This is a genomic window from Nonomuraea sp. 3-1Str, assembly GCF_031570565.1.
In the GTDB taxonomy this organism is placed as follows: Bacteria; Actinomycetota; Actinomycetes; order Streptosporangiales; family Streptosporangiaceae; genus Nonomuraea.
Genome location: NZ_JALHBK010000006.1, coordinates 238,478 through 264,305 on the forward strand (window position 1 = coordinate 238,478; position 25,828 = coordinate 264,305).

23 protein-coding genes are annotated in these 25,828 nt (G+C 72.9%); 19 read left to right on the forward strand and 4 right to left on the reverse strand.

Features of this window, described 5'->3' with window-relative positions:
* The first annotated feature begins 88 nt into the window (after positions 1 to 88).
* On the forward strand, positions 89 to 1,462 hold the full coding sequence (locus MTP10_RS13190) for a protein kinase domain-containing protein (RefSeq protein ID WP_310709416.1): 1,374 nt from the start codon (positions 89 to 91) through the stop codon (positions 1,460 to 1,462).
* Positions 1,463 to 1,499: 37 nt separating this feature from the next.
* Here MTP10_RS13190 and MTP10_RS13195 read toward each other — a convergent pair whose 3' ends face one another.
* Positions 1,500 to 1,646 (reverse strand): hypothetical protein, encoded by a 147-nt coding sequence (locus tag MTP10_RS13195; RefSeq protein WP_310709417.1) that lies wholly within the window; start codon positions 1,644 to 1,646, stop codon positions 1,500 to 1,502.
* 24 nt (positions 1,647 to 1,670) lie between these two features.
* Positions 1,671 to 3,512, reverse strand: a complete 1,842-nt coding sequence (locus tag MTP10_RS13200; protein WP_310709418.1) for a family 10 glycosylhydrolase — start codon at positions 3,510 to 3,512, stop codon at positions 1,671 to 1,673.
* Between the two features lie 225 nt (positions 3,513 to 3,737).
* Here MTP10_RS13200 and MTP10_RS13205 point away from each other — a divergent pair, with 225 nt between their 5' ends.
* From MTP10_RS13205 to MTP10_RS13265, 13 genes are all read left to right on the forward strand, one after another.
* Positions 3,738 to 5,276 (forward strand): N-acetylmuramoyl-L-alanine amidase, encoded by a 1,539-nt coding sequence (locus MTP10_RS13205; protein WP_310709419.1) that lies wholly within the window; start codon positions 3,738 to 3,740, stop codon positions 5,274 to 5,276.
* 123 nt (positions 5,277 to 5,399) lie between these two features.
* The gene (locus MTP10_RS13210) at positions 5,400 to 7,529 is read left to right on the forward strand and encodes an ATP-dependent RecD-like DNA helicase (protein ID WP_310709420.1); all 2,130 of its coding nucleotides are present in this window, start codon (positions 5,400 to 5,402) and stop codon (positions 7,527 to 7,529) included.
* 80 nt (positions 7,530 to 7,609) lie between these two features.
* A complete protein-coding gene (locus MTP10_RS13215) occupies positions 7,610 to 9,589 on the forward strand; it encodes a heparinase II/III family protein (RefSeq protein ID WP_310709421.1) in 1,980 nt (659 codons plus the stop codon).
* On the forward strand, positions 9,586 to 10,917 hold the full coding sequence (locus tag MTP10_RS13220) for a substrate-binding domain-containing protein (RefSeq protein WP_310709422.1): 1,332 nt from the start codon (positions 9,586 to 9,588) through the stop codon (positions 10,915 to 10,917). The genes MTP10_RS13215 and MTP10_RS13220 overlap by 4 nt, the downstream gene beginning before the upstream one ends.
* A 150-nt stretch (positions 10,918 to 11,067) precedes the next feature.
* Positions 11,068 to 12,075 (forward strand): hydroxyacid dehydrogenase, encoded by a 1,008-nt coding sequence (locus tag MTP10_RS13225; RefSeq protein ID WP_310709423.1) that lies wholly within the window; start codon positions 11,068 to 11,070, stop codon positions 12,073 to 12,075.
* 38 nt (positions 12,076 to 12,113) lie between these two features.
* Positions 12,114 to 13,421, forward strand: coding sequence for a sugar ABC transporter substrate-binding protein (locus tag MTP10_RS13230; protein ID WP_310709424.1), 1,308 nt, complete (start codon positions 12,114 to 12,116; stop codon positions 13,419 to 13,421).
* A 169-nt stretch (positions 13,422 to 13,590) separates the two neighbouring features.
* Positions 13,591 to 14,520 (forward strand): sugar ABC transporter permease, encoded by a 930-nt coding sequence (locus tag MTP10_RS13235; RefSeq protein WP_310709425.1) that lies wholly within the window; start codon positions 13,591 to 13,593, stop codon positions 14,518 to 14,520.
* Complete coding sequence (locus tag MTP10_RS13240; RefSeq protein WP_310709426.1) at positions 14,517 to 15,419, forward strand: carbohydrate ABC transporter permease; 903 nt, start codon at positions 14,517 to 14,519, stop codon at positions 15,417 to 15,419. Before MTP10_RS13235 ends, MTP10_RS13240 begins: the two co-directional genes overlap by 4 nt.
* Positions 15,416 to 16,150, forward strand: coding sequence for a hypothetical protein (locus MTP10_RS13245; RefSeq protein ID WP_310709427.1), 735 nt, complete (start codon positions 15,416 to 15,418; stop codon positions 16,148 to 16,150). Before MTP10_RS13240 ends, MTP10_RS13245 begins: the two co-directional genes overlap by 4 nt.
* A gap of 128 nt (positions 16,151 to 16,278) precedes the next feature.
* On the forward strand, positions 16,279 to 17,724 hold the full coding sequence (locus tag MTP10_RS13250) for an MFS transporter (protein WP_310709428.1): 1,446 nt from the start codon (positions 16,279 to 16,281) through the stop codon (positions 17,722 to 17,724).
* A 67-nt stretch (positions 17,725 to 17,791) separates the two neighbouring features.
* The gene (locus MTP10_RS13255) at positions 17,792 to 18,274 is read left to right on the forward strand and encodes a DUF4396 domain-containing protein (protein ID WP_310709429.1); all 483 of its coding nucleotides are present in this window, start codon (positions 17,792 to 17,794) and stop codon (positions 18,272 to 18,274) included.
* 52 nt (positions 18,275 to 18,326) lie between these two features.
* The gene (locus MTP10_RS13260; RefSeq protein ID WP_310709430.1) at positions 18,327 to 18,737 is read left to right on the forward strand and encodes a metalloregulator ArsR/SmtB family transcription factor; all 411 of its coding nucleotides are present in this window, start codon (positions 18,327 to 18,329) and stop codon (positions 18,735 to 18,737) included.
* Positions 18,738 to 18,821: 84 nt separating this feature from the next.
* Positions 18,822 to 19,802 (forward strand): cation diffusion facilitator family transporter, encoded by a 981-nt coding sequence (locus MTP10_RS13265; protein ID WP_310709431.1) that lies wholly within the window; start codon positions 18,822 to 18,824, stop codon positions 19,800 to 19,802.
* On the opposite strand, the gene MTP10_RS13270 is transcribed toward MTP10_RS13265, so the two are convergent.
* Positions 19,793 to 20,707, reverse strand: coding sequence for an SDR family oxidoreductase (locus MTP10_RS13270; protein WP_310709432.1), 915 nt, complete (start codon positions 20,705 to 20,707; stop codon positions 19,793 to 19,795). The two genes, MTP10_RS13265 and MTP10_RS13270, sit on opposite strands and share 10 nt — an antisense overlap.
* Positions 20,708 to 20,826: 119 nt before the next feature.
* Between MTP10_RS13270 and MTP10_RS13275 the strand changes: the two genes are divergently transcribed.
* The 4 genes from MTP10_RS13275 (at position 20,827) to MTP10_RS13290 (ending at position 24,511) form a co-directional block, all read left to right on the forward strand.
* Complete coding sequence (locus tag MTP10_RS13275; RefSeq protein ID WP_310709433.1) at positions 20,827 to 21,744, forward strand: hypothetical protein; 918 nt, start codon at positions 20,827 to 20,829, stop codon at positions 21,742 to 21,744.
* Positions 21,745 to 21,844: 100 nt separating this feature from the next.
* The gene (locus tag MTP10_RS13280; RefSeq protein WP_310709434.1) at positions 21,845 to 23,152 is read left to right on the forward strand and encodes a hypothetical protein; all 1,308 of its coding nucleotides are present in this window, start codon (positions 21,845 to 21,847) and stop codon (positions 23,150 to 23,152) included.
* 211 nt (positions 23,153 to 23,363) lie between these two features.
* Positions 23,364 to 24,149 carry a hypothetical protein gene (locus MTP10_RS13285; protein WP_310709435.1) on the forward strand — a complete coding sequence of 262 codons (786 nt, stop codon included), beginning with the start codon at positions 23,364 to 23,366 and terminating at the stop codon, positions 24,147 to 24,149.
* 38 nt (positions 24,150 to 24,187) lie between these two features.
* Positions 24,188 to 24,511, forward strand: coding sequence for a putative quinol monooxygenase (locus tag MTP10_RS13290; RefSeq protein ID WP_310709436.1), 324 nt, complete (start codon positions 24,188 to 24,190; stop codon positions 24,509 to 24,511).
* 33 nt (positions 24,512 to 24,544) lie between these two features.
* On the opposite strand, the gene MTP10_RS13295 is transcribed toward MTP10_RS13290, so the two are convergent.
* A complete protein-coding gene (locus MTP10_RS13295; protein WP_310709437.1) occupies positions 24,545 to 24,847 on the reverse strand; it encodes a 4a-hydroxytetrahydrobiopterin dehydratase in 303 nt (100 codons plus the stop codon).
* Between the two features lie 171 nt (positions 24,848 to 25,018).
* Here MTP10_RS13295 and MTP10_RS13300 point away from each other — a divergent pair, with 171 nt between their 5' ends.
* Positions 25,019 to 25,819 (forward strand): alpha/beta hydrolase, encoded by an 801-nt coding sequence (locus MTP10_RS13300; RefSeq protein ID WP_310709438.1) that lies wholly within the window; start codon positions 25,019 to 25,021, stop codon positions 25,817 to 25,819.
* The last annotated feature ends 9 nt before the right edge of the window (positions 25,820 to 25,828 follow it).

Genomic DNA, 25,828 nt, shown 5'->3' on the forward strand with positions numbered 1-25,828 from the left:
CGCCCCTTGATCGCGAGGGCGGGACATCCTGACCGCCGCGCTGGTAGCTTCTTACCCCTGCCTGTTCACGCGGTTCGGGAGGCCCGGGGTGATCCAGCCGTTGGTGGAGGATGATCCGCGTCGGCTGGGCCCGTACGAGATGGCCGGACGTCTCGGGCAGGGCGGCCAGGGCGTCGTCTACCTGGGGCGGACGGCGTCCGGCGAGAAGGTCGCCGTCAAGCTGCTCCACCACGGCCTGCTGGCCGAGCCCGACGCGAGAAGCAGGTTCCTCCGCGAGGTGGAGATCGCCCGGCGGGTGGCCAGGTTCTCCACCGCCCCCGTGCTCCACGCCGACCTCGCCGGGCAGCGGCCGTACATCGTCAGCGAGTACGTGCCCGGCCCCTCGCTGCGCGACCTCGTCACCGTCGAGGGGCCACGGCGTGGCGCCGCGCTCGACCGGCTGGCGATCAGCACCGCCACCGCGCTGGCCGCCATCCACCGTGCCGGGATCCTGCACCGGGACTTCAAGCCCGCCAACATCCTGATGGGACCGGAGGGTCCCGTCGTGATCGACTTCGGCATCGCCCGCGCGCTCGACGCGCCGGGCACCAGCACCTCGGCCGGCTCCCTGATGGGGACGCCCTCCTACCTCGCGCCGGAGCAGCTCGGCGGGGAGACGGTGACGGAGGCGGCCGACGTCTTCGCGTGGGGCGTGACCATGGTGTTCGCCGCCTCGGGCCGGCCCGCGTTCGGCGCGGACTCCACCCCTGCCGTGATCAACCGGATCCTCAACCAGGAGCCGGCGCTCTCGGGGCTGGACGGGCCGCTGCTCGACCTCGTCACCGCGAGCCTGTCCAAGGACCCGGCCGAGCGGCCGAGCGCCGACGACCTGGTCGCCACGCTGACCTCACAGCCCTTACAGCCCTCGCAGCCCGCGCGTCCCCCGGCGGACCCGCCCGAGGATCCGCCGGCGCGCGGGCGCCGCCGTTCGGTGGTCCTGACGATCGCCGGCTGCGCGGCGGCGGCGCTGCTCGTCACGGGCGGCGTGCTGATCAACGTGGGCGGCCACCCGGCGGTGTCACCCGCCGAGGGCGACTCGACGTCCCAGCCGGCCGGGCGCCCCACTGCCGCTCCTACCGGGTCTCCCTCTGGGGGTCCCACCACGGTCCCGGCCCTCGCCACGGCTCTCGACACGTCCCGCACCACGTCCCGCACCGCCGCGCCGTCGCCGAGCAGGGGAGCCGGGCGGCGGACGTCGCCTCCGGCCGACGAGCCGACGTCCCGCCGCAGGACGTCGGCGCCGACCGCCGAGCGGGTCCGCGCCGGCGACCCGGCGGGCACGCCGGTCAGCCAGGAGTCCGGGAAGGAGCCGGTCCCCGACCCGGGCGACGAGTCCACCCCGGAATCGGCTGCCGAGACGACCTCCCTGCCCTACCCGACCCCTCCCCCGAACCCTTTCACCTGCATTCCCTCGACGTGCTGACCCCGAGGGCGGCCGGCGGACCGGCCGCCCGGGGTGTTCACACCTTGGTGATGCGGACCGCGTCGGCGATGACGTAGCCCGTCGTCGTGGTCCAGCGGCTGACGCCGACCACGTTGTACGTGCCCGCGTTCAGCGTGTACGTGCCGAGCGTGCGCCACGCCCCGCCGCCCGTGCGCTGGTCCACGGCCACCGTCTGGTTGCCGCCGCTCTACGGCGTCGCGCTGTTGTACCCCGCGTTCGAGGGGTACCAGACCTCCACCTTGTAGCTGCCCGCGCTCGGGATCGCGGCCTGGAACCAGGCGGGGTCGCTGGCGGAGACCGGATCGGCGAAGCGGTAGTCGGTGCCGTGGAGCTGCGAGGAGTACGTGGAGGTGCCCCAGGACGAGCCGGCCGTGAAGCCGGCGTCCGCGTTGTCCACCGTCACGGTGAACGACGTGCCGCTCCCGGCCACCGCCTTGCCGGCGCTCGGGGCGCTCTCCTGGTGGGTGCGGGTGAGGGCGGTCACGTAGTAGGTGTAGGCGGCCGTGGCCGAGGCCGTGGCGTCGGTGAACGTGGTCCTGCGGGTCGTGGTGAGCAGGTTGCGGGCATCGGCGAAGGCGCACGGGTCGGCGGACGCGGGCGAGCCGTCCACGCGGTAGACGGCGTACGCGGTGCCCGGGCCCTGCCAGGTGAGGGCGACGCCGCCCGAGCCGCGCGTGGCCGCGCTGATCGTCGGCGCGGAGGGGGCCGCGGCCGTGCCGCGCGCCGTGAGCAGCGCCGGCCTGGTGTAGTGGGTGGAGACGACCTTGGTGAAGCTGCCGATCCGGTCGGCCTTGACGTCCTTGGCCGAGAAGTAGACGTCGCCGACAACTTCGGGCCGGGTGCGGTTGTAGGTGAGGTGGTCGCTCAGCTCGGCGGCGTCCTGCCAGGCCGCGTCCTGGCCGGAGGCGCCCGCCCGGTAGGCGGCCTGGCCGATGACGAGCTGCACGTCCGTGCCGCGCACCACGTCCGCCCACCAGGCGGTGAGCACCTTGTAGTCGGCCGCGCTGTTGCCGATGTGCCAGTAGATCTGCGGCGCCAGGTAGTCGACCCAGCCCTGCTTCACCCACTGCCGGCTGTCGGCGTAGATCGAGTCGTACGCCTGGAGGCCGGAGGTGGCCGAGCCGAGCGGGTCGGTCGAGGAGTTGCGCCAGATGCCGAACGGGCTGATGCCGAACGTCACCCAGGACTTGGCGGCGTGGATGCGCTGGTCCATCTCACGGACGAGCTTGTTGACGTTGTCGCGCCGCCAGTCGGCGATGCCGGCGTACCCGCCGCCGTACTCCGCGTACGTGGCCGAGTCGGGGATCGTCTGGCCGCTGACCGGATACGGGTAGAAGTAGTCGTCCAGGTGGACGCCGTCGAGGTCGTAGCGGGTGACGGCGTCCATGACGGCGTCCTCGATGAAGGCGCGCACGGCCGGGATGCCGGGGTTGTAGTACAGCTTGCCGCCGTACGCGAAGCGCCAGCTCGGGTTCTGGCGGGCGGGGTGGGTGGAGACGAGCTTGGTGGGATCGTCGTGGTTGGCGATCCGGTACGGGTTGAACCACGCGTGGAACTCCAGGTTGCGCGCGTGTGCCTCGGCGACCATGAACGCGAGCGGGTCGTAGCCGGGGTTCTTGCCCTGGGTGCCGGTCAGCCACTGCGACCACGGCTCGTACGACGAGGGCCAGAAGGCGTCGGCCGTGGGCCGGACCTGCACGACCACGGCGTTCATCCGCTTCTGCACGGCCAGGTCGAGCCAGGCGCGGAACTCCGCCTGCTGGGTCGCGACGCTCAGGCCGGGCGCGCTGGGCCAGTCGATGTTGGCCACCGTGGAGATCCACATGGCGCGGAGCTGCCGCTTCGGCCGGGCCGGGTCGGTGGTGCAGGCGGCGGTGACGGCCGGGCCCGCCGCGGCGGCGGACGCCGGCACCACGGGCACCAGCAGGGCGGCGACGGCGACGAGGACGGCCACGGCGGCGCGTAACGAGCGGGGGGCGGGGGGCGACGCGGTGAGCCGGCTTGACAGGCTCCCGTGGTGCGTGGTCACGAAGAGAAGTTTCAGCGACCGCATCTCAGAGCGCAATAGTCTTCACCGATCCGAGGGGGCCCAACTTCGGGCCGCCTCGGGCGCGGACAAGATCCCCCAAATCCTGACAAGGCCATCGCAGGGGCGAAAAGTTTCTTCTAACCGACAAGCAATGTCAATTATCGACATTGGTCATGGAATGCGCTTACTGTGCGACCGTTACCCCCCAACGAGGGAGCTCTCCCAATGACGTTCGCCCGCACGCGATTAGTCGCTCTCGTCACCTCTGTCCTCCTCGTGACCCTCACCCTCGGCGCCGGCCCCGCACTGGCCGCCAAGGACACGCCCCTCCAGGCGGCCTTCGCCAAGGCCGCCGCCCAGCACGACGTCCCCCGCGACCTGCTCGTCGCCCTCGGCTACGCCGAGACGCACCTCGACAACCACAAGGGCGAGCCCAGCGCCAGCGGCGGCTACGGCGTCATGCACCTGGTCAGCAACCCGACGAACCACAGCCTGGAGAAGGCCGCCGAGCTCACCAGGCTGCCGGTCGAGAAGCTGCGCGCCGACGACGAGGCCAACATCCTGGGCGGCGCCGCCGTCCTGCGCTCCCTCGCCGACGAGCAGGGCCTCGACGAGGCCGCCCGCAAGGACGCCGGCCGCTGGTACAAGGCCGTGGCGGCGTACGGCAACGCCTCCTCCCCCGAGCTGGCCCGCCTCTACGCCGACTCCGTGTACGAACTGCTCGGCCTCGGCGTCCAGGCCAAGGGCGTGAGCGTGCGGCCGCAGGAGGTCACCGCCGACCGCGGCGACCTGGCCAAGGCCCGCGACCTCAGCGCCAAGGCCGAGGGCTCCCCGAGCCTCCAGGCCGAGGCGGCCGCTGCCGACTACCCGAACGCGACCTGGGTCCCCGCCAACTCCGGCAACTACACCGCCTCCAGCCGGGAGTCCTCCTACGCCATCGACCGGGTGATCATCCACGTCACCCAGGGGTCGTACGCGGGCACCATCTCCTGGTTCCAGAACGCCAGCGCCAACGTCTCGGCCCACTACGTGGTCAAGTCCTCCAACGGCGCCATCACCCAGATGGTGCGGGACAAGGACATCGCCTGGCACGCGGGCAACTGGGACTACAACACCCGCTCCATCGGCATCGAGCACGAGGGCTACGTCAGCGAGGCCTCGTGGTTCACCGACGCCATGTACCGGTCCTCGGCCGCGCTGACCCGCTACATCTGCGACAAGTACGGCATCCCGAAGGACCGCACCCACATCATCGGCCACAACCAGGTGCCCGGCGCGGACCACACCGACCCGGGCCAGTACTGGAACTGGACCACGTACATGAACTACGTGACCGGTGGCACCGGCACGCCGTCGTGGACGACCACCGTCGACAACTCGACCTCCGGCCAGTTCACCGCCAGCGCCAACTGGGGCACCTCCACCTACTCCAGCCAGCGTTACGGCGCCGACTACCGCTTCGCCGACCCCGTCTCCTCCAGTGACGTCGCCTGGTACCAGGCGAACATCCCGAGCGCGGGCAGCTACAAGGTCGAGGTCTACTACCCGGCCGACGCCGGCTACAACAGCTCGGCGCCGTACATCGTGGCGACGTCGAGCGGCAACCAGACCGTGTACGTCGACCAGCGCTCAGGCGGCGGAGCCTGGCGCAGCATCGGGACGTTCTCGCTCAACGCGGGCACGGCCAACGTGGTCGGGGTGAGCCGGTGGACCTCCGGCACCGGCTACGTCATCGCGGACGCGGTCCGCATCAGCCGGTCCTGACGACGGCTCCAGCGGTCCGGGCCGGGCACCGCGCCCGTCCCGGACCGGCTCGCGTCCACGGCACGATCTGTCGGTCCCGTCTCCTAAGCTGCCAAGCGGTACCGGGATGATTGGATCTTTGCCGTGGAAGCCTCGGTCGAGCAGCTCGTCTACGTCCGCGACGACGGCTACACCGTCGCCCGGATGAGCTCCGACACCGGGCCGGGCCCCGTCGCGGCGACCTTCGTCGCGTCCGGCCGGGCGCTCGCCGGCGTGCAGCCGGGCGAGACGCTGCGGCTGGCCGGCGAGTGGGGCGAGCACCCGCGCCACGGCGGCCGGTTCCAGGTCAAGGAGTGCGAGCGGATCGTCCCGTCCACCGTGCGGGCGATCCAGCTCTACCTCGGCTCGGGCCTGATCCGCGGCATCGGCCCGCGCCTCGCCCACGCCATCGTCAGCCACTTCGGCGAGCAGACCCTGACCGTCGTCGACACCGCTCCCGAGCGGCTGACCGAGGTGGTCAACATCGGCAGGACCCGCCAGGCGCAGATCGTCGAGGCGTGGCGGGAGCAGAAGGCGATCGCCGGGCTGATGGTCGTCCTGCAGGGCTACGGCGTCAGCCCGCTGCTCGCCACCAAGATCTACCAGGTGTACGGCGCCGACTCGGCCGGGGTCCTCGCCTCCGACCCGTACCAGCTCATCGGCCGGGTGCGGGGCGTCGCGTTCCACACGGCCGACCGCATCGCGCTCCAGTCCGGGGTGCCGCGCGAGAGCCCGCAACGGATCAAGGCGGCGCTGCTCGACCGGCTGGAGAACGCCGCCGCCGGCGGGGGCCACTGCTACCTGTCCATGACCGCTCTCGTCACCCAGGCCGCCGAGCTGGTCGAGCAGGACCCCGACCTGGTCCGCGCGATGGTCGACGCGCTCACCGCCGATCGGCGGGTGGTCGTCGAGGCCGGTTCCGACCAGATCGTCGTCTACGCCAAGGAGCTGCACGCCCGCGAGGTCAAGCTGGCCGGCGAGCTGGCCCGGCTCTGGCGGGCCCGCTCGACGCTGCCCATGCGACACTTCACCGAGGACCCGGGGCTGCACGACGACCAGCGGGCGGCCGTCACGATGGCGTTGACCAGCACCGTGTCCGTCCTGACGGGCGGCCCGGGGTGCGGCAAGAGCCACACCGTGCGGGTGATCGCGGCGACCGTGCGCGCGATGGGCGGCACGGTCACGCTGGCCGCGCCCACGGGCAAGGCCGCCAAGCGGCTGTCGGAGCTCACCGGCCTGCCCGCGATGACCGTCCACCGGATGCTGGCCCACCAGCCCGACCCCGACGCGCTGTTCGACCAGGCTCCGGCGCAGGCCGACCTCGTCGTGGTGGACGAGGCGTCCATGCTCGACCTGCACCTGGCGACCCGGCTGTGCTCGGCGATCCCCTCAGGCGGCCATCTCCTGCTCGTCGGCGACAGCGACCAGCTCCCCAGCATCGGGCCGGGCAGCGTGCTGGCCGACGTGCTGCGCGTGGAGGACATCCCGCGCGTCCGGCTCACCCACGTCTTCAGGCAGGCGGAGGACAGCGGCATCATCCGCAGCGCCCACCGCATCCGCGCGGGTGAGCTGCCCCCGCTGCCCGGGGGGGGCGGCTTCTGGTTCGAGGAGCTCGACGACCCGGCGGCCGTGGCCGAGCGCGTCGTCCACCTCGCGACCGTCGCCATCCCCCGCAAGCAGGGGGTCGAGCCGGGCCAGGTACAGGTGCTGTGCCCGATGCGCAAGGGCGTCGCCGGCACCGCCGAGCTGGGCCGCCTCATCCAGGAGCGGCTCAACCCGGCCCGCGACGGCGCCCCGGAGCACTGGTCGGGCTCGTCGGTCTACCGGGTCGGCGACCGCGTCATGCCGATCCGCAACAACTACGACAAGGGCGTCTTCAACGGCGAGACAGGCACCGTCACCCGCATCGTCCCCGAGGAGCGCCTGCTGGAGGTCCGCATCGACGACGGCGACACGGTCACGTACGGGTTCGACGAGCTCGACGACCTGACCCACGCCTACGCGATCAGCGTTCACCGGTCGCAGGGCAGCGAATACCCGTTCGTGGTGGCGCCGATCGTGGTGGAGGCGGGGGGCGTCATGCTCCGCCGCCGGCTGCTCTACACGCTGGTGACGCGGGCCCGGTCGTGGGTGGTGCTCGTCGGGGAGCGCAAGGCGCTGGAGCTCGCCGTCCACCGCCTGGGCCACCGGCGCAACACCGCCCTCCCCCGGCGCCTGTCCTTCGCGATCGCCTGACCTCGTTCCGGTCCCCCAAGGGCTAATTGATTCAACTTCGATCACTTTCGATCGCTACTATGGGGGCGGCGAGGAGGACTATGACCAACACCGTGACCGGTACGGCGCGCTCCGACCGGAAGGCCGGGCCGCTGCTGGCGGCCTGGGGCGCGGCGGCGACGCCGGGCGCGCTGGCCGGGACACTGCTGCCCCCCGACGCGGCCCTGCCCGTACCAGGCGGTGGAGGCTCCGCGGGCTTCGGGGAGCTTCTCGGAGCGTACGGCGCACGGGCGCTGCGGGCCGTACGGGAGCGGGCGGAGGCCGAGGCGGGCACGCCGTGGCCGCAGCCGCTGGCCTCGCAGTACACGCGCTACTTCCGCGACGGCAACCGGACGGCGTACGAGGCGGAGGTGTTCGAGCGCCAGGACCGGCTCACCCGCGCGGTGCTCATGACCCTGGCCACGCCGGGCGGCCCGGCGACGGACTCCGAGCGATGGCTGGACGAGGTGGCCGACGGCATGTCGCTGCTGTGCGAGCAGACCTCGTGGTGCTGGCCCGCGCACGAGGACACCTGCCGGCCGCGCGGCACGGTGCTGCCCGACCCGGCCGCGCCGTGCCTCGACCTCGGCGCGGCCGACGTCGCCGCGCAGCTCGCCTGGGCCGACCACGTGCTCGGCGACCGGCTGGACGCCCGCTACCCCGGCCTGCGCGAGCGGGTCCGCCAGGAGGCGCGGGCGCGGGTGCTGCGGCCGTTCGTCGAGCGGCGCGACTGGCACTGGCTGGGGCTCGACGGCGACGTCCACAACTGGTGCCCGTGGATCTGCGGCAACGTCCTCGTCGCCGCGCTGCGGTTCGGGGAGCCGGGCGAGGAGCGGGCGTCCCAGGTGGCGTGGGCGGTGCGGGGCCTCGACCGCTACCTGGCGGCCCTGCCGGAGGACGGCTCGATCGACGAGGGGTACGAGTACTGGTGGAACGGGGCGTGCCGGGCGCTGGAAGCCCTGGACGTCCTGGAGCACGCCACCTCCGGCGCCCTCGCGGCCTCCGGCGTGCCGGTGGTGCGCGCCACGCTGCGCTTCCCGCACCTCATGCGGCTCGGTGGCCCCTGGTACCTGAACCTCGCCGACGCGCGGGCCCGCCCGCCCGCCGACCAGCCCTGGCACGTGCCGTACCGGTGGGGGGTGCGCCTGGGCGAGCACGACGCGGTGCGGCACGCCCGGTCGCGGCGCTCCGGCGAGATCGCGGCCACGACGGAGCTGGGCCGCGCCCTGCTGGAGCTCGCCGACCCGGAATGGCACACCCCGGCCCCGAGCGACCCTGACCTGAGCGGCCCGGAGCCGGGCGAGGGATCGCTGATGGCGGCCGTGTGGTTGCCCGGCACGCAGGTGGGGCTCGCCCGCGAGGTCGCCGGCAGCGCACGCGGGCTCACGCTCGCCGTCAAGGGCGGCCACAACGCCGAGCACCACAACCACAACGACGTCGGCTCCGTCGTCGTCGCCGTGGACGGCGTGCCGGTGCTCGTGGACGCCGGGCGGCCGACGTACACGGCGCAGACCTTCGGGCCCGACCGCTACGCGATCTGGACGATGCAGAGCTCCTGGCACAACGTCCCCGAGGTCCGGGGCACGCCCCAGGGCCAGGGCCCCGGGTGCCGCGCCCGCGCCGTCGAGGTCGCCGACGAGTCCGCGCGGTTCGAGACCCGCATGGACCTGGCCGCCGCCTACCCCGTTCCCGGGCTGGAGCACTGGTGGCGCACCGCCCGCCTCGACCGCCGGGCGTCGTTCGTGACCGTCGAGGACGCCTGGGCCTTCACCGCCGGGGTGGAGCCGAGCGTGCTCCACTACCTGCTGGCGGGACAGGTCGAACGGCACGAGGACGGGCAGGTCGTCGTACGGCCGCCGGACGGCGCGCGGGCCGCGCTCCTCACGTGGGACCCGGCGGTCGCCACGTCCACCCTGACCGTCCGCGCGCTGGACGATCCGATGCTCTCGGAGGTGTGGGGCGAGCGCCTGACCCGGCTGGAGCTGCGCCTCCCCGGCACGGCGCGCGGCTCCTTCGAGCTCCGGGTGGAGGCACACCCATGACCGTCCACGACGACCCGACACTCGAGGCACCCGGCGACTCCTCAACCGGTCCGCCCCGCGCGCAGACCGTCGAGCTGCTGCCCGACGAGCGGCGCGCCCAGGTGGTGGAGCTGCTGCGGCGGCGCGGCGTCGTGCGCGTGAACGAGCTGGCGGCCGAGCTGGACGTCTCGGTCATCACCGTGCGCCGCGACATCGCGCTGCTGTCCTCCCAGGGCCTGGTACGCCGGGTGCGCGGCGGCGCCGTGCTGCACGACGGCCCCGTGGCCGACACCCTGGCCGGCCGCGCCCCCGCCGCCGCCCCGGCAACCGGCGCCCTCGCGGCCCCGGGCGTCGTTCAGGCGGCGGTACCCGCGCTCGCTCCGGCCCCCCGCGGCGGACCCGAATCCGAGGCGGCGGCCGGCGGCGGCGCCGCGCCGGCGGGAACGCCGTGGAGCTCGGGTGCGCGGCCGGGCGCGGAGGAGGCGCGGGTCACGTTCGGCATGGTGGTGCCCTCGCTCGACTACTACTGGCCCGACGTGATCCGCGGCGCCCGTGAGGCCGCCGCCGCGTCGGGGGCGCGCCTCGTGCTGCGCGGCGCCAGCTACCAGGCGGCCGACGAGCGCCACCAGCTCGCCCGGCTGGTCGAGACGGCCGGGGTGGACGGCCTGCTGGTGGCGCCGACCACGACCGGCGACGAGGGCGAGGAGCTGGTGCGCTGGCTCCAGGGCGCCGGTGTGCCGGTGGTGCTCGTGGAACGGGCGGCCACCGTCGGCCCGCACCAGGAGGCGATGGAGTCGGTGGTCAGCGACCACGTGTTCGGCGCGGCGATGGCCGTGCGGCACCTGTCCACGCTCGGTCACCGGCGGGTCGGGGTGGTGACCACGACGCAGAGCCCGACGGCCCCGCACGTGCGGCGCGGCTGGCGGCAGGCGTGCGTGGAGCTCGGCCTGCCCCTCGGCGACACCCTTGACCTGACGACCGTGGACCAGCGCGATCCCGGCTGGCCGGAGGCGCTCGACGCCGTCCTGGACGTGTGCGCCGCCTCGGGCACGACCGCGCTGCTCGTCCACTCCGACCCGGAGGCGATCCGGCTGGTGGAGCGCTGCCAGGAGCGTGGCATCCGGGTTCCGGGCGATCTGTCGGTGGTGACGTACGACGACGAGGTGGCGGAGCTGTGCGACCCGCCGCTGACCGCGGTCCGGCCGCCGAAGGCGGCGATCGGGCGGGCCGCGTACCGGCTGCTCGCGGAGCGGCTGGCCGACGAGGACCCGCAGCGTCCGACGCACCGGGTCGTCATCGAGCCACGGCTGATCGTCCGCGCCTCCTCGACTCCCCCGGCGAGCGCGTGACCCGACCGTCGTCTCGCCAATACCGCACAAGAACGATCAATATCGATCAGATAAACGTGATCGTCCTGATTAACAAGGTATTGACGTGATCGTAACGATCGGACAGGATCGGCGGCACTGGTAAGCGCTTGCCGCCGAAAGGGACGCCGAGTGAGACGGCCACACGCCCTGCTGGTCATGGACCCCACCACGTTCAGCACAATGTTCGAGGAGCCACAGCTCCACCGGTTGCGACAGCTCGCCGAGCTCGGCGAGCCCGTCGTCACCGACGACCTCGACACCCCGCGAGTACGGCGGCGGCTGCGCGAGGTCGAGGTGCTGGTGACCTCCTGGGGCTGCCCGCGGCTGACGGCGGAGCGGCTGGCCGACGCGCCGGGGCTGCGGGCGATCTTCCACTGCGCCGGCACCGTCCGCACCTTCGTCACCGACGAGGTGTGGCGGCGCGGGATCCTGGTGACCAACGCCGCCGACGAGAACGCGGTCCCGGTCGCCGAGTTCACGCTGGCCGCGATCATCTTCGCCGGGAAGAAGGTCCCGTTCCTCGCCCAGGACGCGCGGCTGCACCGCGCCGACTGGTCGTACGCGACGAGCCGCGGCGAGCTGAGCAACCGGGGCCGCACGATCGGCGTCGTCGGCTACTCCCGCGTGGGCCGCCGGGTCGTCGACCGGCTGCGGGACCTGGAGGTCGACGTCCTGGTCGCCGACCCGTACGCCGACCCGGACGAGGTGGCCGCGGCCGGCGCCCGCCTCGTCGAGCTGCCCGACCTGCTGCGGCGCAGCGACGTGCTCACCCTGCACGTCCCCGCGCTCCCCTCCACCCGGCACCTGATCGGTGCCGCGGAGCTGGCGCTGCTGCGCGACGGCGCGACGGTCATCAACACCGCGCGCGGCGCCGTCCTCGACACGGCGGCGCTGGAGCGCGAGTGCGTCAGCGGCCGGCTCGACGCGATGCTCGACGTCAGCGACCCCGAGCCGCTGCCCGCCGACTCACCCCTGTACGACCTGCCCAACGTCATGATCACCCCCCACGTCGCCGGGTCCCTCGGATCGGAGACCCGGCGGATGAGTGAGAGCGCGCTCGACGAGCTCGAACGCTACCTGGACGGCCGGCCGCCCCGCGCGGCCGTCACAGCCGATGAGTTCAAGGTCAGCGCCTGAGCCCCCGACCGGCTCGACAGGAAAGGAGACCGGATCACATGATCTCTTCTGACACCTCGGCGAGGGCCAGAGGGCGACGCCACCTCGTGAAGTCCCTGGCGGCCGTCGCGGCACTGTCGCTGGCGGCGGTGGCCTGCGGCTCGGGCGGCGACTCCGCGCAGGAGGCGGGCGACGGGAACGTCACCCTCAGCGTCACCGTCTGGAACATGGCCAAGACGCCCGAGTTCAAGGCCATGTTCGACGCCTTCGAGCAGGCCAACCCCGGCATCAAGATCAAGCCGGTGGACATCCTCGCCGACGACTACCCCGACAAGATCACCACGATGCTGGCCGGCGGCGACCACACCGACGTCATCACCATGAAGAACGTCACCGACTACTCCCGCTACTCCAGCCGGGGCCAGCTCACCGAGGTCACCGACCTGGCCAAGTCGCCCGACGCGGCGACGCTCGCGGGCCTGGACGCGTTCGACGTCGGCGGCAAGTACTACGCGCTGCCGTACCGGCAGGACTTCTGGCTGCTCTACTACAACAAGAAGCTGTTCGACCAGGCGGGCGTCAAGTACCCCGGCACGCTGACCTGGGACGAGTACGCCAAGCTGGCGCAGCAGCTCACCAAGGAGGAGGGCGGCAAGAAGGTCTACGGCACCTACCACCACACCTGGCGGTCGGTGGTGCAGGCCATCGCGGCGGCGCAGACGGGCGGCGACCAGCTCGGCGGCGACTACTCCTTCTTCGCCGACCAGTACGCCACGGCGCTCAGCCTGCAGAAGGCCGGCGCGGCGCTCGACTTCGGCACGGCGAGCGCCCAGAAGTCGGACTACAAGACACTGTTCGAGACCGGCGCGACCGCCATGCTCCCCATGGGCACCTGGTACATCGCGGCCATCCTGGACGCCAAGGCCGCCGGGAAGACCGACGTCGACTGGGCCATCGCCCCGATGCCGCAGCGTCCCGGCGCCACGGGCGTGACGACGTTCGGCTCGCCGACCGCGTTCGCCGTCAACAAGAAGGCCGAGCACGCTGAGGCGGCGAAGAAGTTCGTGCAGTTCGCGGCCGGCAAGGGCGGGGCCGAGGCGATCAGCAAGGTGGGCGTGGTCCCGGCGCTGCAGAGCCCCGAGATCACCGAGGCGTACTTCAAGCTCAAGGGCATGCCCACGGACGAGACGTCGAAGAAGGCGTTCCAGCCCGACAAGGTCACGCTGGAGATGCCCGTCAGCGACAAGACCGCCGACGTGGACACCATCCTCAAGGAGGAGCATGAGCTGATCATGGTCGGCGAGAAGTCCGCCGCCGACGGCATCCGCGAGATGAACGAGCGGGTCAAGAGCGAGGTCCTGAACTAGCGGCCCGAGCGGCGGGCCCCGGAGCGGTCCGGGCCCGCCGCATCCCGCGTTCCGCCCTGCCCTCGCGGCCCGCCCTGCGCTCGCGGTCCGCCATATCCTCACATTTCGCCATATCCTCGCGTTTCACCATGAACCCACCAAACGCCCCGAAGGCTCGCAAAGGACGCCCATGGCTCAGGTGATCACAAAACCGGCGCCGACCGCGCCGCGGGCTCGGCCCCGTGGGCGGCGTGCCTGGCGCGACATCCTCGTCGGCTGGAGCTTCATCCTCCCGAACTTCGCCGGCTTCCTGCTGTTCACGATCATCCCGATGCTGGCGGCGTTCGCGCTGGCGTTCCTCGACTGGGACTCCTACAGCGACCCGGAGTGGGTGGGGCTGGACAACTTCGCGCGCCTGCTGACCGACCAGAACTTCCACGTCGCCCTGCGCAACACCCTCTTCTACGCGGCCGGCCACATCCCGCTCACGCTGGCCGCCGCGCTCGGCCTGGCCATCGCGCTGAACCGCAAGCTGCGCGGCGTGCCGTTCTTCCGCACCGCGGCGTTCTTCCCGTACATCACCTCGCTGGTCGCGGTGGCGGTCGTGTGGAACATGCTGTTCAACCCGACCGCCGGGCCGATCAACCAGGTGCTGGAGGCGATCGGCGTCTCCGACCCGCCGCGGTGGGTGGCCAGCACCGACTGGGCGATGCCCGCTGTGATCATCACCAGCGTGTGGCGGGACATGGGCTACTACATGGTGCTCTATCTGGCCGGGCTGCAGACGATCCCCAAGGAGTACTACGAGGCGGCCCGCGTGGACGGCGCCAACGCCTGGCAGCGCTTCTGGGGCATCACGCTGCCGTCGCTGCGGCCCACGACGTTCTTCGTCGTGGTCATGCTGACCATCCAGAGCTTCAAGGTGCTCGACCTGATCCTGGTCATGACCGACGGCGGGCCCGGCCGCAGCACGCTCGTGCTGGCCCAGCTCATCTACCGGGAAGGCATCACCGAGGGCAAGTTCGGCTACTCGTCGGCGATCGCTCTCGTGCTCTTCGTGATCGTGCTGACCGTGACGGTCGTCCAGTTCCGCATCAACGAACGGAGGAGCGCCTCATGACCACCCTGCGCGATGCGCCCCCGGCCGAGCCCGCCACCCGGCCGGGCAAGGCGCCGCGTCCCTCCGGCGACCGCTCCGCCGCCGCCGTCACCCGGCGGGTGCTGGCGTACGTGGCGCTGACCCTGGTGGCGGCGCTGGTGCTGGTGCCGTTCGCGTGGATGCTGTCGGCGTCGCTGAAGCGCGACAACGAGGTGTTCACCGTGCCGATCGAGTGGATCCCGCACGAGCTGCGCTGGTCCAACTTCGTCGACATCTGGGACCGCATCCCGCTGCTCACCTACCTGGGCAACTCGGCGTTCCTGTCGGTGTCGGTCACGCTGCTGCAGCTCCTCAGCGGCAGCTTCGCGGCGTACGGCTTCGCCAAGGTGCGCTTCCCCGGCCGCGACGCGCTCTTCATGGCCTACATCGCGACCATCGCCGTGCCCTGGCAGGCGTACATGGTGCCGCAGTACATCATGATGCAGAAGGCCGACCTGACGAACACGCATCTGGCGATCATCCTGCTTCAGGCGTTCGGCGCGTTCGGCGTGTTCCTCATGCGGCAGTACTACATGTCGATCCCGGACGAGCTGTGCGAGGCGGCGCGGATCGACGGGCTGAGCGAGTACGGCATCTACTGGCGGATCATGCTGCCGCTGTCCAAGCCGGCGCTGGCCAGCCTGGCGCTGCTCACGTTCGTCAACACGTGGAACGACTACATGGGGCCGTTCATCTACCTGACGGACAACGATCTGTGGACGGTCCAGCTCGGCCTGCGCTCGTTCGTCGGCCAGTACGACGCCGAGTACGCGATGATCATGACCGGTGCGGTGCTCTCAGTGCTGCCGATCCTCGCGGTGTTCCTGCTGGGGCAGCGCTACTTCATCCAGGGCATCGCGACGAGCGGGCTCAAGGGATGAGCGGGCAGCCGCCGGCCCCCGGCGTGCGGAGCCTGCTGAGGCCGGCCCGGCAGGCCACGTACGAGAAGGTGTTCGCCGCCGCCTACACCGGCCTGGCGGTGAACGCGCTGCTCGCCGTCGCGTGCGCGCCGCTGCTGGCGGCTCTCGCGCTCGTGCGCGACCCGCTGGGGTCGTGGCCGTTCTTCGCGGTGCTGTCGCTGGTGTGCGCGCCGGCGCTGGCGGGCGCGTTCCGGTGCTTCGCCGCGCTCGGCTCCGGCTCCACCTCCGTGGTCCGTACGTTCTGGAACGGCTACCGGCGCGGGGCCGGTCGCGCGCTGGCCGTGTGGGCGGCGGGCGCGGCGGCCGTGAGCGTGCTGGTCCTGGACGCGACCGTGGTGGCGCGGACGGCGTGGAGGCCGGCGCTCATGCCGTTCTTCGCCACGGCCGTGGTGCTGGTGGTGGCCACGGTCGTCGCCCTGATCACGCTGATCGCCGAGCCGTCCGAAGGGCCGTCCGAGGGGCCGTCCGAGAAGCCGGTGCGGCTGCGTGCGCTGGTCCGCCCGTGCCTCTACCTGGTGGTGCGGCGGTGGTACCTGGCCGCGGCGAACACCGTGGTCCTCGGCCTGGCGGTGACGGTCGTGCTGGCCAGGCCGGTGCCGGGCCTGCTGCTGGCGTGCGCGCCGCTGCTGTACGCGGTGTGGGCCACCACCCGGTTCGTCCTCGCCCCGATGCTGCCACGCGAGGCCGCCTGAGAATCCCTTCCCCCTGGACCGAGCCCCCGGATGTCCCGCCTCCGGGGGCTCTCTCGTGTCCCGGGCATGCAATACGGGGGTATGGTGTTCCTTAACTCGTACATAAGTGTTCAGGTTAAGGAGATCTCGTGAGCCACGGACACGTCACGCCCGCGCACCCCGACACCGGGCGCGCCTCCGGCGGGTGGGCCGCGCTGACCCTGCTCTGCCTGGCGCAGTTCATGCTCATCGTGGACATCACGGTCGTGCAGGTCGCCCTGCCGAGCATCGGGGCCGACCTCGGCCTCGGCCGCGAGGCGCTGACCTGGGTCGTCACGACGTACACGCTCTGCTTCGGCGGGCTCATGGTGCTGGGCGGGCGGCTGGCGGACACGCTCGGCGCGCGGCGCACGCTGCTGGCCGGGCTGGCGGTGTTCACGCTGTCCTCGCTGGTCGCGGGGCTGGCGACGAATGGCGCCATGCTCATCGCCGGCCGCGGGCTCCAGGGCGTGGGGGCGGCGCTGATGTCCCCGGCGGCGCTCGCGGTCATCACGGGCGCCTTCCACGGCGAGCGGCGCAACCGGGCGCTGGGGGTGTGGGCGGCCATCGGCGGCTCCGGCGCCGCGGCCGGCGTGCTCCTCGGCGGGCTGCTGACCGCGGGGCCCGGCTGGACCTGGGTGTTCTACGTGAACGTCCCGATCGGCGTGCTCGTGTTCGCCGCCCTCCCGGCCGTCGTGCCCGGCCGGGCGAGCGGCTCGGCCGGCTCGCGACCCGGGATCGACGTGCCCGGGGCCGCGGCGGTGACCCTGGCCACCGCGCTGCTCATCTACGGGCTCGTCGGCGCGGGCGACGCCGGCTGGGCCTCCGTCCGCACCCTGCTGCCCCTGGCCGCGTCCGCCGCCCTCTACGCCGTGTTCGTGCTGGTCGAGCGGACCGCGCGGACGCCGCTGATGCGCGTCGAGACGCTGGGCCGCCGCCCGGTGCTCTCCGGCGTGTTCGTCATGCTCATGGCGACCGGGCTCATGCTGGGCCTGTTCTTCCTCAGCTCGCTCTACCTCCAGCACGTGCTGCGCATGAGCGCGCTGGAGACGGGCCTGCTGTTCCTGCCCGTGGCCGTGGCCATCACGGCCGGCGCGCAGCTCGGGGCGCACCTGATCGGCAGGGTCGGCGGGCGGCCGGTCGCCGTGGCGGCGTTCGCGGTGACGGCGCTCGGGGCGTGGCTGATGACGCGGATCGACCCCGGCGCGAGCGCGTACACGACGCTGCTGCCGGGCTTCGTGGTGGCGGCGTTCGGCATCGGGCCCGCGTTCGTCACGGCCACGACGACGACCATGGCGAACGTTCCGCACGGCGAGGCCGGTGTGGCGTCGGGCGTGGTCAACACCTTCCACGAGTTGGGCGGCTCGATCGGCGTCGCGGTCGTGTCGTCGCTCGCCGCGGCGAGCCTGGCGCCGGGGGCCGCGGGTGCGGGCGGCTTCACGACCGCGCTGACGGCGTGCGCGGTCGCCGCGGGGGCGGCGGGCGTGGTGTCGCTCGGGCTGGTGCCGGGCGGGAGGCCGTCGGGGGCGTTCGTCGGTCACGGTCACGGTCACTGACGGGTCGGCGTGGCCTCATCATACCCCCTACCGGTATGATGGGCCGACCCCGCGAAAGGCGACAATCATGGAAGACCACACCGGGCACCATCCGGCCGCGCCCGCGGCGACGTGGAAGGCGGCGTCCCAGGCGACCCTGCACTGCCTGACCGGCTGCGCCATCGGCGAGGTGCTGGGCATGGTGATCGGCACCACCGCCGGCCTGCACAACTCCGGCACCGTGGTGTTGTCGGTGGCGCTGGCCTTCGTCTTCGGCTACGGGCTGACCATGCGCGGCGTGCTGCGCGCGGGCGTCGGGTTTCGCTCGGCGCTCAAGGTGGCGCTGGCGGCCGACACGATCTCCATCATGGTCATGGAGCTGCTGGACAACGCGGTGATCCTGCTGGTGCCCGGCGCGATGGACGCCGGCCTGACGAGCGCGCTGTTCTGGGGGTCGCTGGCCGGCTCGCTGGTGGTGGCGTTCCTGGTGACCACGCCGGTCAACCGCTGGCTGATCGCCCGGGGCAAGGGGCACGCCGTGGTCCACCAGTACCACCACCGGGGCCACTGACCACCCTCACGACCGCTCGACGCCTGGCATCCACCCAGCTAGGCTCGGTTATATGAACAGTTCTTCACAGGAACAGGTGACCGCCCTGGAGGGCTGCGCCACCCGGGTGGTCGACGCCGACCGGGTGGCGAGCGTCAGCTCCCGCATGCCCGCCGAGGGCGACCTCGTCGACACTGCCGACATCTTCGGGCTGCTCTCCGACCCCGGGCGGTTGCGGCTCCTGCTGGCGCTCCTCGACGGAGAGCTGTGCGTGTGCGACCTGTCGGTGGTGACCGGGCTGAGCGAGTCGGCCACCTCCCACGCGCTGCGCCTGCTGCGCGCGCACCGCGTCGTCGCCGTACGGCGAGCGGGCCGCATGGCCTACTACCGCCTGGACGACGCCCACGTCCGCATGCTGCTGGACCTGGCCGTGGCGCACACCGAGCACACCCAGGCCATCCACCTCGAACGCAGGCAGCCGTAGCCGCGCGTCTTGACAGGCGCGCGAATCTCGTCCATAAACTCCACATATGAACAGTCATTCAGATGTCAAGGAGGCGGCGACCCCATGACGGACCGCGAGCGGGGGCACGGGCACGGACACGGGCATGCCGTGGGAGTGGCGGGTGACCGCCGGTACCTGACCGGCGCCCTGGCGCTGATCGTCGGGTTCATGGCGGTCGAGGTGGTCATCGGGTTCGTCGCCGGGTCGCTGGCGCTGATCTCCGACGCCGGTCACATGCTCACCGACGCCATCGCCATCGTCTTCGCCCTGGTCGCGATGCGGATCGCGGCCCGGCCGCCGCAGGGCGGGTTCACGTACGGGCTCAAGCGCGCCGAGATCATCTCGGCGCAGGTCAACGGCGTGACGCTGCTGCTGCTGAGCGTCTACTTCATCGTCGAGAGCGTGCGCCGCTTCGCGAACCCGCCCGAGGTCGAGGGCCTGTACGTGGTGGTGACCGGCCTGGCCGGCATCGCGGTCAACCTCCTGGCCACCTGGCTGCTGACCCGGGCCAACCGGACGAGCCTCAACGTCGAGGGCGCCTACCAGCACATCCTGAACGACCTGTTCGCGTTCATCGCCACGACCATCGCCGGCGCCGTGGTGTGGCTCACCGGCTGGACCAGGGCCGACGCGGTGGCGGCCCTGGTCGTGGCCGCGCTCATGCTCAAGGCCGGGTGGGGGCTGGTGCGCGACTCCGCGCGGGTGTTCATGGAGGCCGCCCCCGTCGGCATGAACCCCGCCGAGATCGGCCGCGAGCTGGCGTCCCTGGACAAGGTGGTCGAGGTGCACGACCTGCACATCTGGGAGGTGACCTCCAACTACCCGGCGATGTCGGCGCACGTGCTGGTCACGCCGGGCGACGACTGCCACGCCGTACGGCTGGCGGCCGAGCGGCTCGTCCACGACCGGTACGGCATCGAGCACACGACGCTCCAGGTGGACCACGCGCCGGCGGACGTGCTGACCATCGGCGAGCCCGACCGCCACTGCGCGGACGCTCACGGCCCGTCACACCGCCCCAGTCCCGGCGTGACTCAGCGGTAGCCGGTCGCGTCGGCGGGCCGGCCCGCGTCCGTCACCTCCACGAGGTAACGCCAGCAGTCGGGCCGCGACCCGTCCACGTCCGTGAACCCGTACTCCTTCGCCAGCCCCCCGCTCGACAGCGACCGCCCGCTCCACCGCATGACCTCCGGGTCGGCGGCCAGCGCCGCCACCGCCCGGCCGGTGAAGCGGGGCGACTCGGAGATGACGAAGTGCGGCTGCGCGGCGGTGGCGTCCCGCCAGTTCTCCTCCGTCACGCCGAAGGTGTCCAGCATCATCTCCGAGCGCATCCACCCCGGTGTCAGGGCCACGGCGGCGCAGCCGAACGGCTTGAGCTCGTGCGCCTGCGCGTACGCGAGCCGGATCACGGCGGTCTTGGCGAGGTCGTAGAAGACCGAGATGCGGTAGTTGCCGTCGTTGTACTCCTTGGTGCCGTCGGTCATCTCGACGACCAGCCCGCCCGGGGTCCTGGTGAGCAGCGGCAGCGCGTAGTGGCTGGTGACGATGTGCGTGTCGACGGCCAGGCGCAGCAGCCGCAGCCCGCCGTCGAGGTCGTGCTCCCACAGCGGCGTCTCCCACTGGGCCAGCCGCTCGCCGCCCCACACGTCGTTCACCAGCACGTCGAGCCGCCCCTGCTCGCGGTCGATCCGCTCGACCAGCCCGCGGACCCGGGCGTGATCGAGGTGGTCGACCTGCACGGCGATGCCGTGGCCGCCGGCCTCGCTCACCAGCTCCGCGGTCTCCTCGATCGTCTCCGGCCGGTCGTACTCGGATCGCTCGCTCCGCGTCGTGCGGCCCGTCACGTACACGGTCGCGCCGGCCGCCCCCAGCTCCACCGCGATGCCCCGGCCCGCGCCCCTGGTCCCGCCGGCGACCAGCGCGACCTTCCCTTTCAACGTGTCTGTCATGGCACAAAGGCTGACACCGAAACCCGACACGTCATGTCATCTTTTCCCTGCGCGTCCGTCGCGGCGAGGCGTCCGATTCCGACAAGACCCGGACCCTCCTCCCTGGGCACGATGAAGGCATGAGCATCGACCTCTCCGCGGCCGCGGCCTTCATGGCCACCCATGCGCGCGTCCTGGACCGCCGCCGCTTCCATCTGCTGACCGAGCTCCTGTCCGGGGCGTCCGGAGGCTCGGCGCCGGACACGACGCCGGTGCTGTCGGCCCTCGACGGCTACCGCAACGCCGACGGCGGTTACGGCTGGGGCCTGGAGCCCGACCTGCGCTCCCCGGAGAGCCAGCCGGGCACCGCCCTGCACGCGTTCACGGTGTTCGAGGAGGCGGGCCCCCTCACCAGCCCGCGGGCGGCCGAGCTGTGCGACTGGCTCCAGGCGGTCTCGCTGCCGGACGGCGGACTGCCCTTCGCCCTGCCCGCCACGCTCGCCGCCGGCACCGCACCCTGGTGGGCCGGCGCGGACCCGGCGACCTCCTCGCTGCAGATCACCGCGATCTCGACGGCGGTCGCCCACCGCGTCGCCGCCCACGACCCGGCCGTGGCCGCCCACCCGTGGCTGAAGCGCTCCACCGCGTACTGCCTGGCCGCCATCGAGGCGATCGACCGGACGCCGCACGCGTACGAGCTGGCCTTCGCGGTGCGCTTCCTGGACGCGGCGCACGCCGCGCACCCGCGACGCGTCGAGGAGCTGGTGGAGCACCTGCGCCCGCACGTCCCGCCGGACGGCACGATGCCGGTCGAGGGCGGCAAGGAGGACGAACGGCTGAGCCCGCTGGACTTCTCCCCGCTCCCGGGCGGCCCCTCACGCACGCTGCTCGCCAAGGAGGCGATCGACGCGGACCTGGACCGGCTGGCGGGCGGCCAGAAGGAGGACGGCGGCTGGACGGTCGACTACGCCCACTTCTCGGCGGCGAGCCCGCTGGAGTGGCGCGGCCACGCCACCGTCGACGCCCTACGCCTCCTCCACCACAACACCCGCCTCTGACCCTTTCGGACAGGCCGAAGAGGACCCCGTGTTTGACGCCGGGCGGCTGCACCGGGAAGATCATCCGGGCCGTTGATCGGACACGACTCGGGAACGCCGGTTGTCCTCACTCACCCTCTCCCCCGCCACCCGCCGCCCCCACGCGCTCCTGCTCTGGTGGGCGGCCTTCGTCCTGGCCGCCGGGTGGTACGCGCCCGCACTGCTCGCCATCGCGGAGGCGCGGCCGGACGGACCGGCTTCCGCGCGGCCGTCCCGGCTGCGAGCGCTCATGCCCGTCATCCTGGCGGCCGTCGTGGGCGTCGCCGTGGTGGCGATCGCGGGGGTGGTCGCGCTCGGGCCGCTGTTCCGGGAGCCGTCTGAGCCACCGCGCGCCGCCGACGGCACGCCACGACTCGCGCTCGCGCTCTCCGGTGACCGGCTCGTCGTGGTCGACCTCTCCGCGAGGACCCTCCCCACCGGAGTGCCCGCGCCCGGGACGCCGTTCACCCAGTTCACCGCCATCGCCCGCGACGCCCGGCCCGGCCGCTATCTGGCGGCGGTGAGCACTCCTGGCGACGGCGGCTACGGCGGCCGCGCGTCGCGCGTCTACCGCGTCGGCCTGAACGGCTACGACGGCGCGCGGCTGGGCGAGCAGGTCGGCGGCGACCTCGACGGGATGGTGACGGACCTGGCGGTCTCCCCCGCCGGGCGCGTCGCCTACAGCCGCGTCGTCCCCGCGTCCGACAGCACGGGCAGCATCGGCACCACGTATGTCGGCGTGACCGGGCCGGCCGACGGGCGAGAGGGCGGGCCGGTCCGTGAGTGGTCCGCTCCGGGCGCGCACGGGAGCACGCGCGACGCGGCTCTCGGCCTGCACTGGCGGGACGCGGACACCCTCGTGTTCCACGCCCGGTCCCCGCGCGCCAGCACGCCCCGCCTCGCCGCGCTCGACACGAGCAGGCCCGGCACGGCCCTGCTGCCCGGCGACACCGTGCGCGTGCTGAACGCCTTGACCGACGGCCCCGCCCTCACGGCGCCGGGCACCGGCACTGGCACTGGCAGGATGGTGCTGGCGGAGGCCGGTCCCGGCCCCGGCCCGTGGAGCCGGATCCTGCTGCTGGAGCCGCCCGCGAAGCGTCCCGTGGGAGTGGCGTTCACGGAGCCGCGTGGCGGTGTCACCGCGTTCACCCTCGACCCGTCCGGCCGGTACCTGCTGGTCGCGGTGCGCAGCGCGCAGGGCATGACCCTGGGCGGCGTCCCCGGGTGCGTAAGCGGGGGGTCGTCCGAGCTGATGCGGGTGGACCTGCGCCCGCCTCCCGGCCCACGCTCCCCGGTCCCGGACCTCTCGACGTCGGGCGTCCCCTCGCTCGGCCTGCCGTCCGCGTGCCTGTGGCAGGGGGACGACCCGCTGACCGGGCTGGCCTGGTGAGGCCGTCGTGAGCGGGCGGCTGCCAGGTCCGGGCGAGGGCAGGCCCGGCGCCCGGACCGCCGGCCGTAGCCGGAACCGTAGGGCTGGGCTGTCCCGGCAGGAGAGAGGGCAGTGTCGTCCCGGATAGTGACGGGGAGCCGAGTGCGCTGGTCACTCTGGTAGACGTGACCTGGCAACCGAGCGCTTGCTGACCATGGGTGACGCTCGCGCGGTGACCGAGCGGCACCTCGGCCTCTTCCGGAACGTACCGGCCGCGCGGCCCGGCCTCTGCCGCGTCTGCCACTCCGCCCCGGCGGAACCGCACGCGCCCGCCTGCCTGTGCGCGGGCTGCCACCGCGCCACGGCCGGGGTCCACCGGCACACGCCGCACGTGGTGCCCGTCTCTCTGTGCGCGCGGACGGGTGACGACCGGCGGCTGTACGACCTGGTGACCCGCCGCCGCTCCCCGCCGGGCGAGCTGACCGGGGCGGCGTTGCTGGCCGCCACCGTGGCGCGCTTCCACCGCGCTCACCTGCCCTGCCTGACGAGGCCGGCCGGAGGGCCGTTCACGCTGGTCGCCACGGTGCCCGGGGCCGGCGCCGAGCGGCCCGTCGAGGCGTTCGACCTCATGCCCCGGGTCGTCCAGTGGGTCGCCGGGCTGCGCGACCTGCACCGGCCCGTACTCATGCCCGGCGGCGACCGCGCCGCCGAGGAGGCGCTCGCCCGGCACGTGCCGGACGAGCGGGCGTTCCAGGTGCTGGGCCGGCTCGACGGCGAGCGCGTGCTGCTGCTCGACGAGCTGTTCGCCTCCGGGGCCCGCGTGCAGAGCGCCGCCTCGGTCCTGTACCGGGCGGGCGCCGAGGCGGTGGTGGCGCTGGTCGTCGCCCGGCTGGTGGACCCGTGGGCCGACACGCGCGTCGCGGACGCGTGGGCCCGGCCCTACGACTTCGGGCGCTGCTGCCTTTGCGACCCCGCGGCGCGGTTGTCCTCGGACGCCGGGCGGGCCCTGCTGGGTTAACCTCGTGTCGTCCACCAGCCGAGGTCCCAGAGGACATCATGATCTTCATCACCGCGAAGTTCCGCGTCCTGCCGGAGCACGCCGACCGCTGGCCCGAGATCACCGCGGACTTCACCCGGGCGACCCGCGCCGAGCCGGGCTGCCTGTGGTTCGACTGGTCGCGCAGCGTCGACGACCCGAACGAGTACGTGCTGGTGGAGGCGTTCCGCGACGACGAGGCGGGCGCCGCGCACGTGCGCTCCGAGCACTTCCGCGCGGCTCAGCGCACGCTCCCGCCGCACCTGGCGGAGACGCCGCGCATCGTCAACGCCAGTGTCCCGCAGGAGGACTGGTCCGAGCTGGGCGAGATGGCCGTCTCCTGACACTGCCCCGGTACGCCCGCCCCTGCCGCGCGTTCAGCCCCGGTCGCGGGCCGCTCCGCTGAGCACCTGGTCGATCCGGGCGGCGAGCTCCACGTCCTTGGCCGTCACCCCGCCCGAGCTGTGCGTCCACAGCCGGAACCGGACGCCGTCGCCGGTGCGCTCGATCTCGGGATGGTGGTCGAGCGCGTTGGCCTCGTTCATCACCGCCTCGCTCAGCCAGCCGTAACTGTCGGGCGTGATCGGCACGTCCTTGAGCAGCGCGTCCTCCTCATACCGCCACCCCTGCAGGGCCGCAAGCGCGGTGTCGATCTCGTCAACGGTCAGCCGCTCGGCCATATCGTCCCCTTACATCCGGTTTATCGCTTCGTTGATGGCTTACCACCGGAGCGCGCCCTCACACCCCCGGTTCCGTCGGCGAAGATTCCCGGCCCCAGGACCGACGAATCCGGCCCGGCGGCGGAGTCCTACCTCTGCAAGCACCATCACCCCAGGGAAGGACCACCCGCCATGAGCACCACCCACACCCTCCGCGTCCCCGGCGCGCGCCTGCGCTACGAGGTGCGCGGCGCCGGCCCCCTGCTGCTCGTCTTCGGCGCCCCCATGTCCGCCGCCGCCTTCGCGCCGCTGGCGGAGGCCCTCGCGGGCGACCACACCGTCGTCACCCACGACCCGCGCGGCATCTCGGGCAGCGTCCTCGACGACCCCGCGCAGGACTCGACCCCCGACCTGCGCGCCGACGACGTCGCCGCCCTGCTGGACCACCTCCGCGCCGACACGGCCGACCTGTTCGGCAGCAGCGGCGGCGCGGTGACAGGGCTGGCGGTGGCCGCCCGGCATCCCGGACGTGTGCGGACGCTCGTGGCGCACGAGCCTCCCCTGCTGGAGCTGCTGCCGGACGCGGCCGAGCGGCGCGCCGTGGTGGACGACATCGTGGAGACGTTCCGGCGGGACGGGCACGGGGCGGCGTGGATGAAGTTCATGACCACCTCCGGGTTCGACATGGACGGCTCGGCCCCGCCGCAGGGCGAGTTCTCGGAGCAGGACCTCGCCGACAGTGCCCGCTTCTTCATGTACGAGCTGCGCGGCACCACCCGGTACGTCCCGGACGTGGCCGCCCTGAAGGCCGGGCCCGGCCGGGTCGTGATCGGCATCGGCGCGGAGTCGCGCAAGCTGCTCACGTACCCGACCTCCACGGCGCTGGCGGAGCTGCTCGGCACGCCGCCGGTGGAGTTCCCGGGCGAGCACGGCGGCTTCGTCACCCACCCGGAGCCGTTCGCGGAGGTCCTGAGGAAGACGCTGGCGGGCTGACGGCGGGCC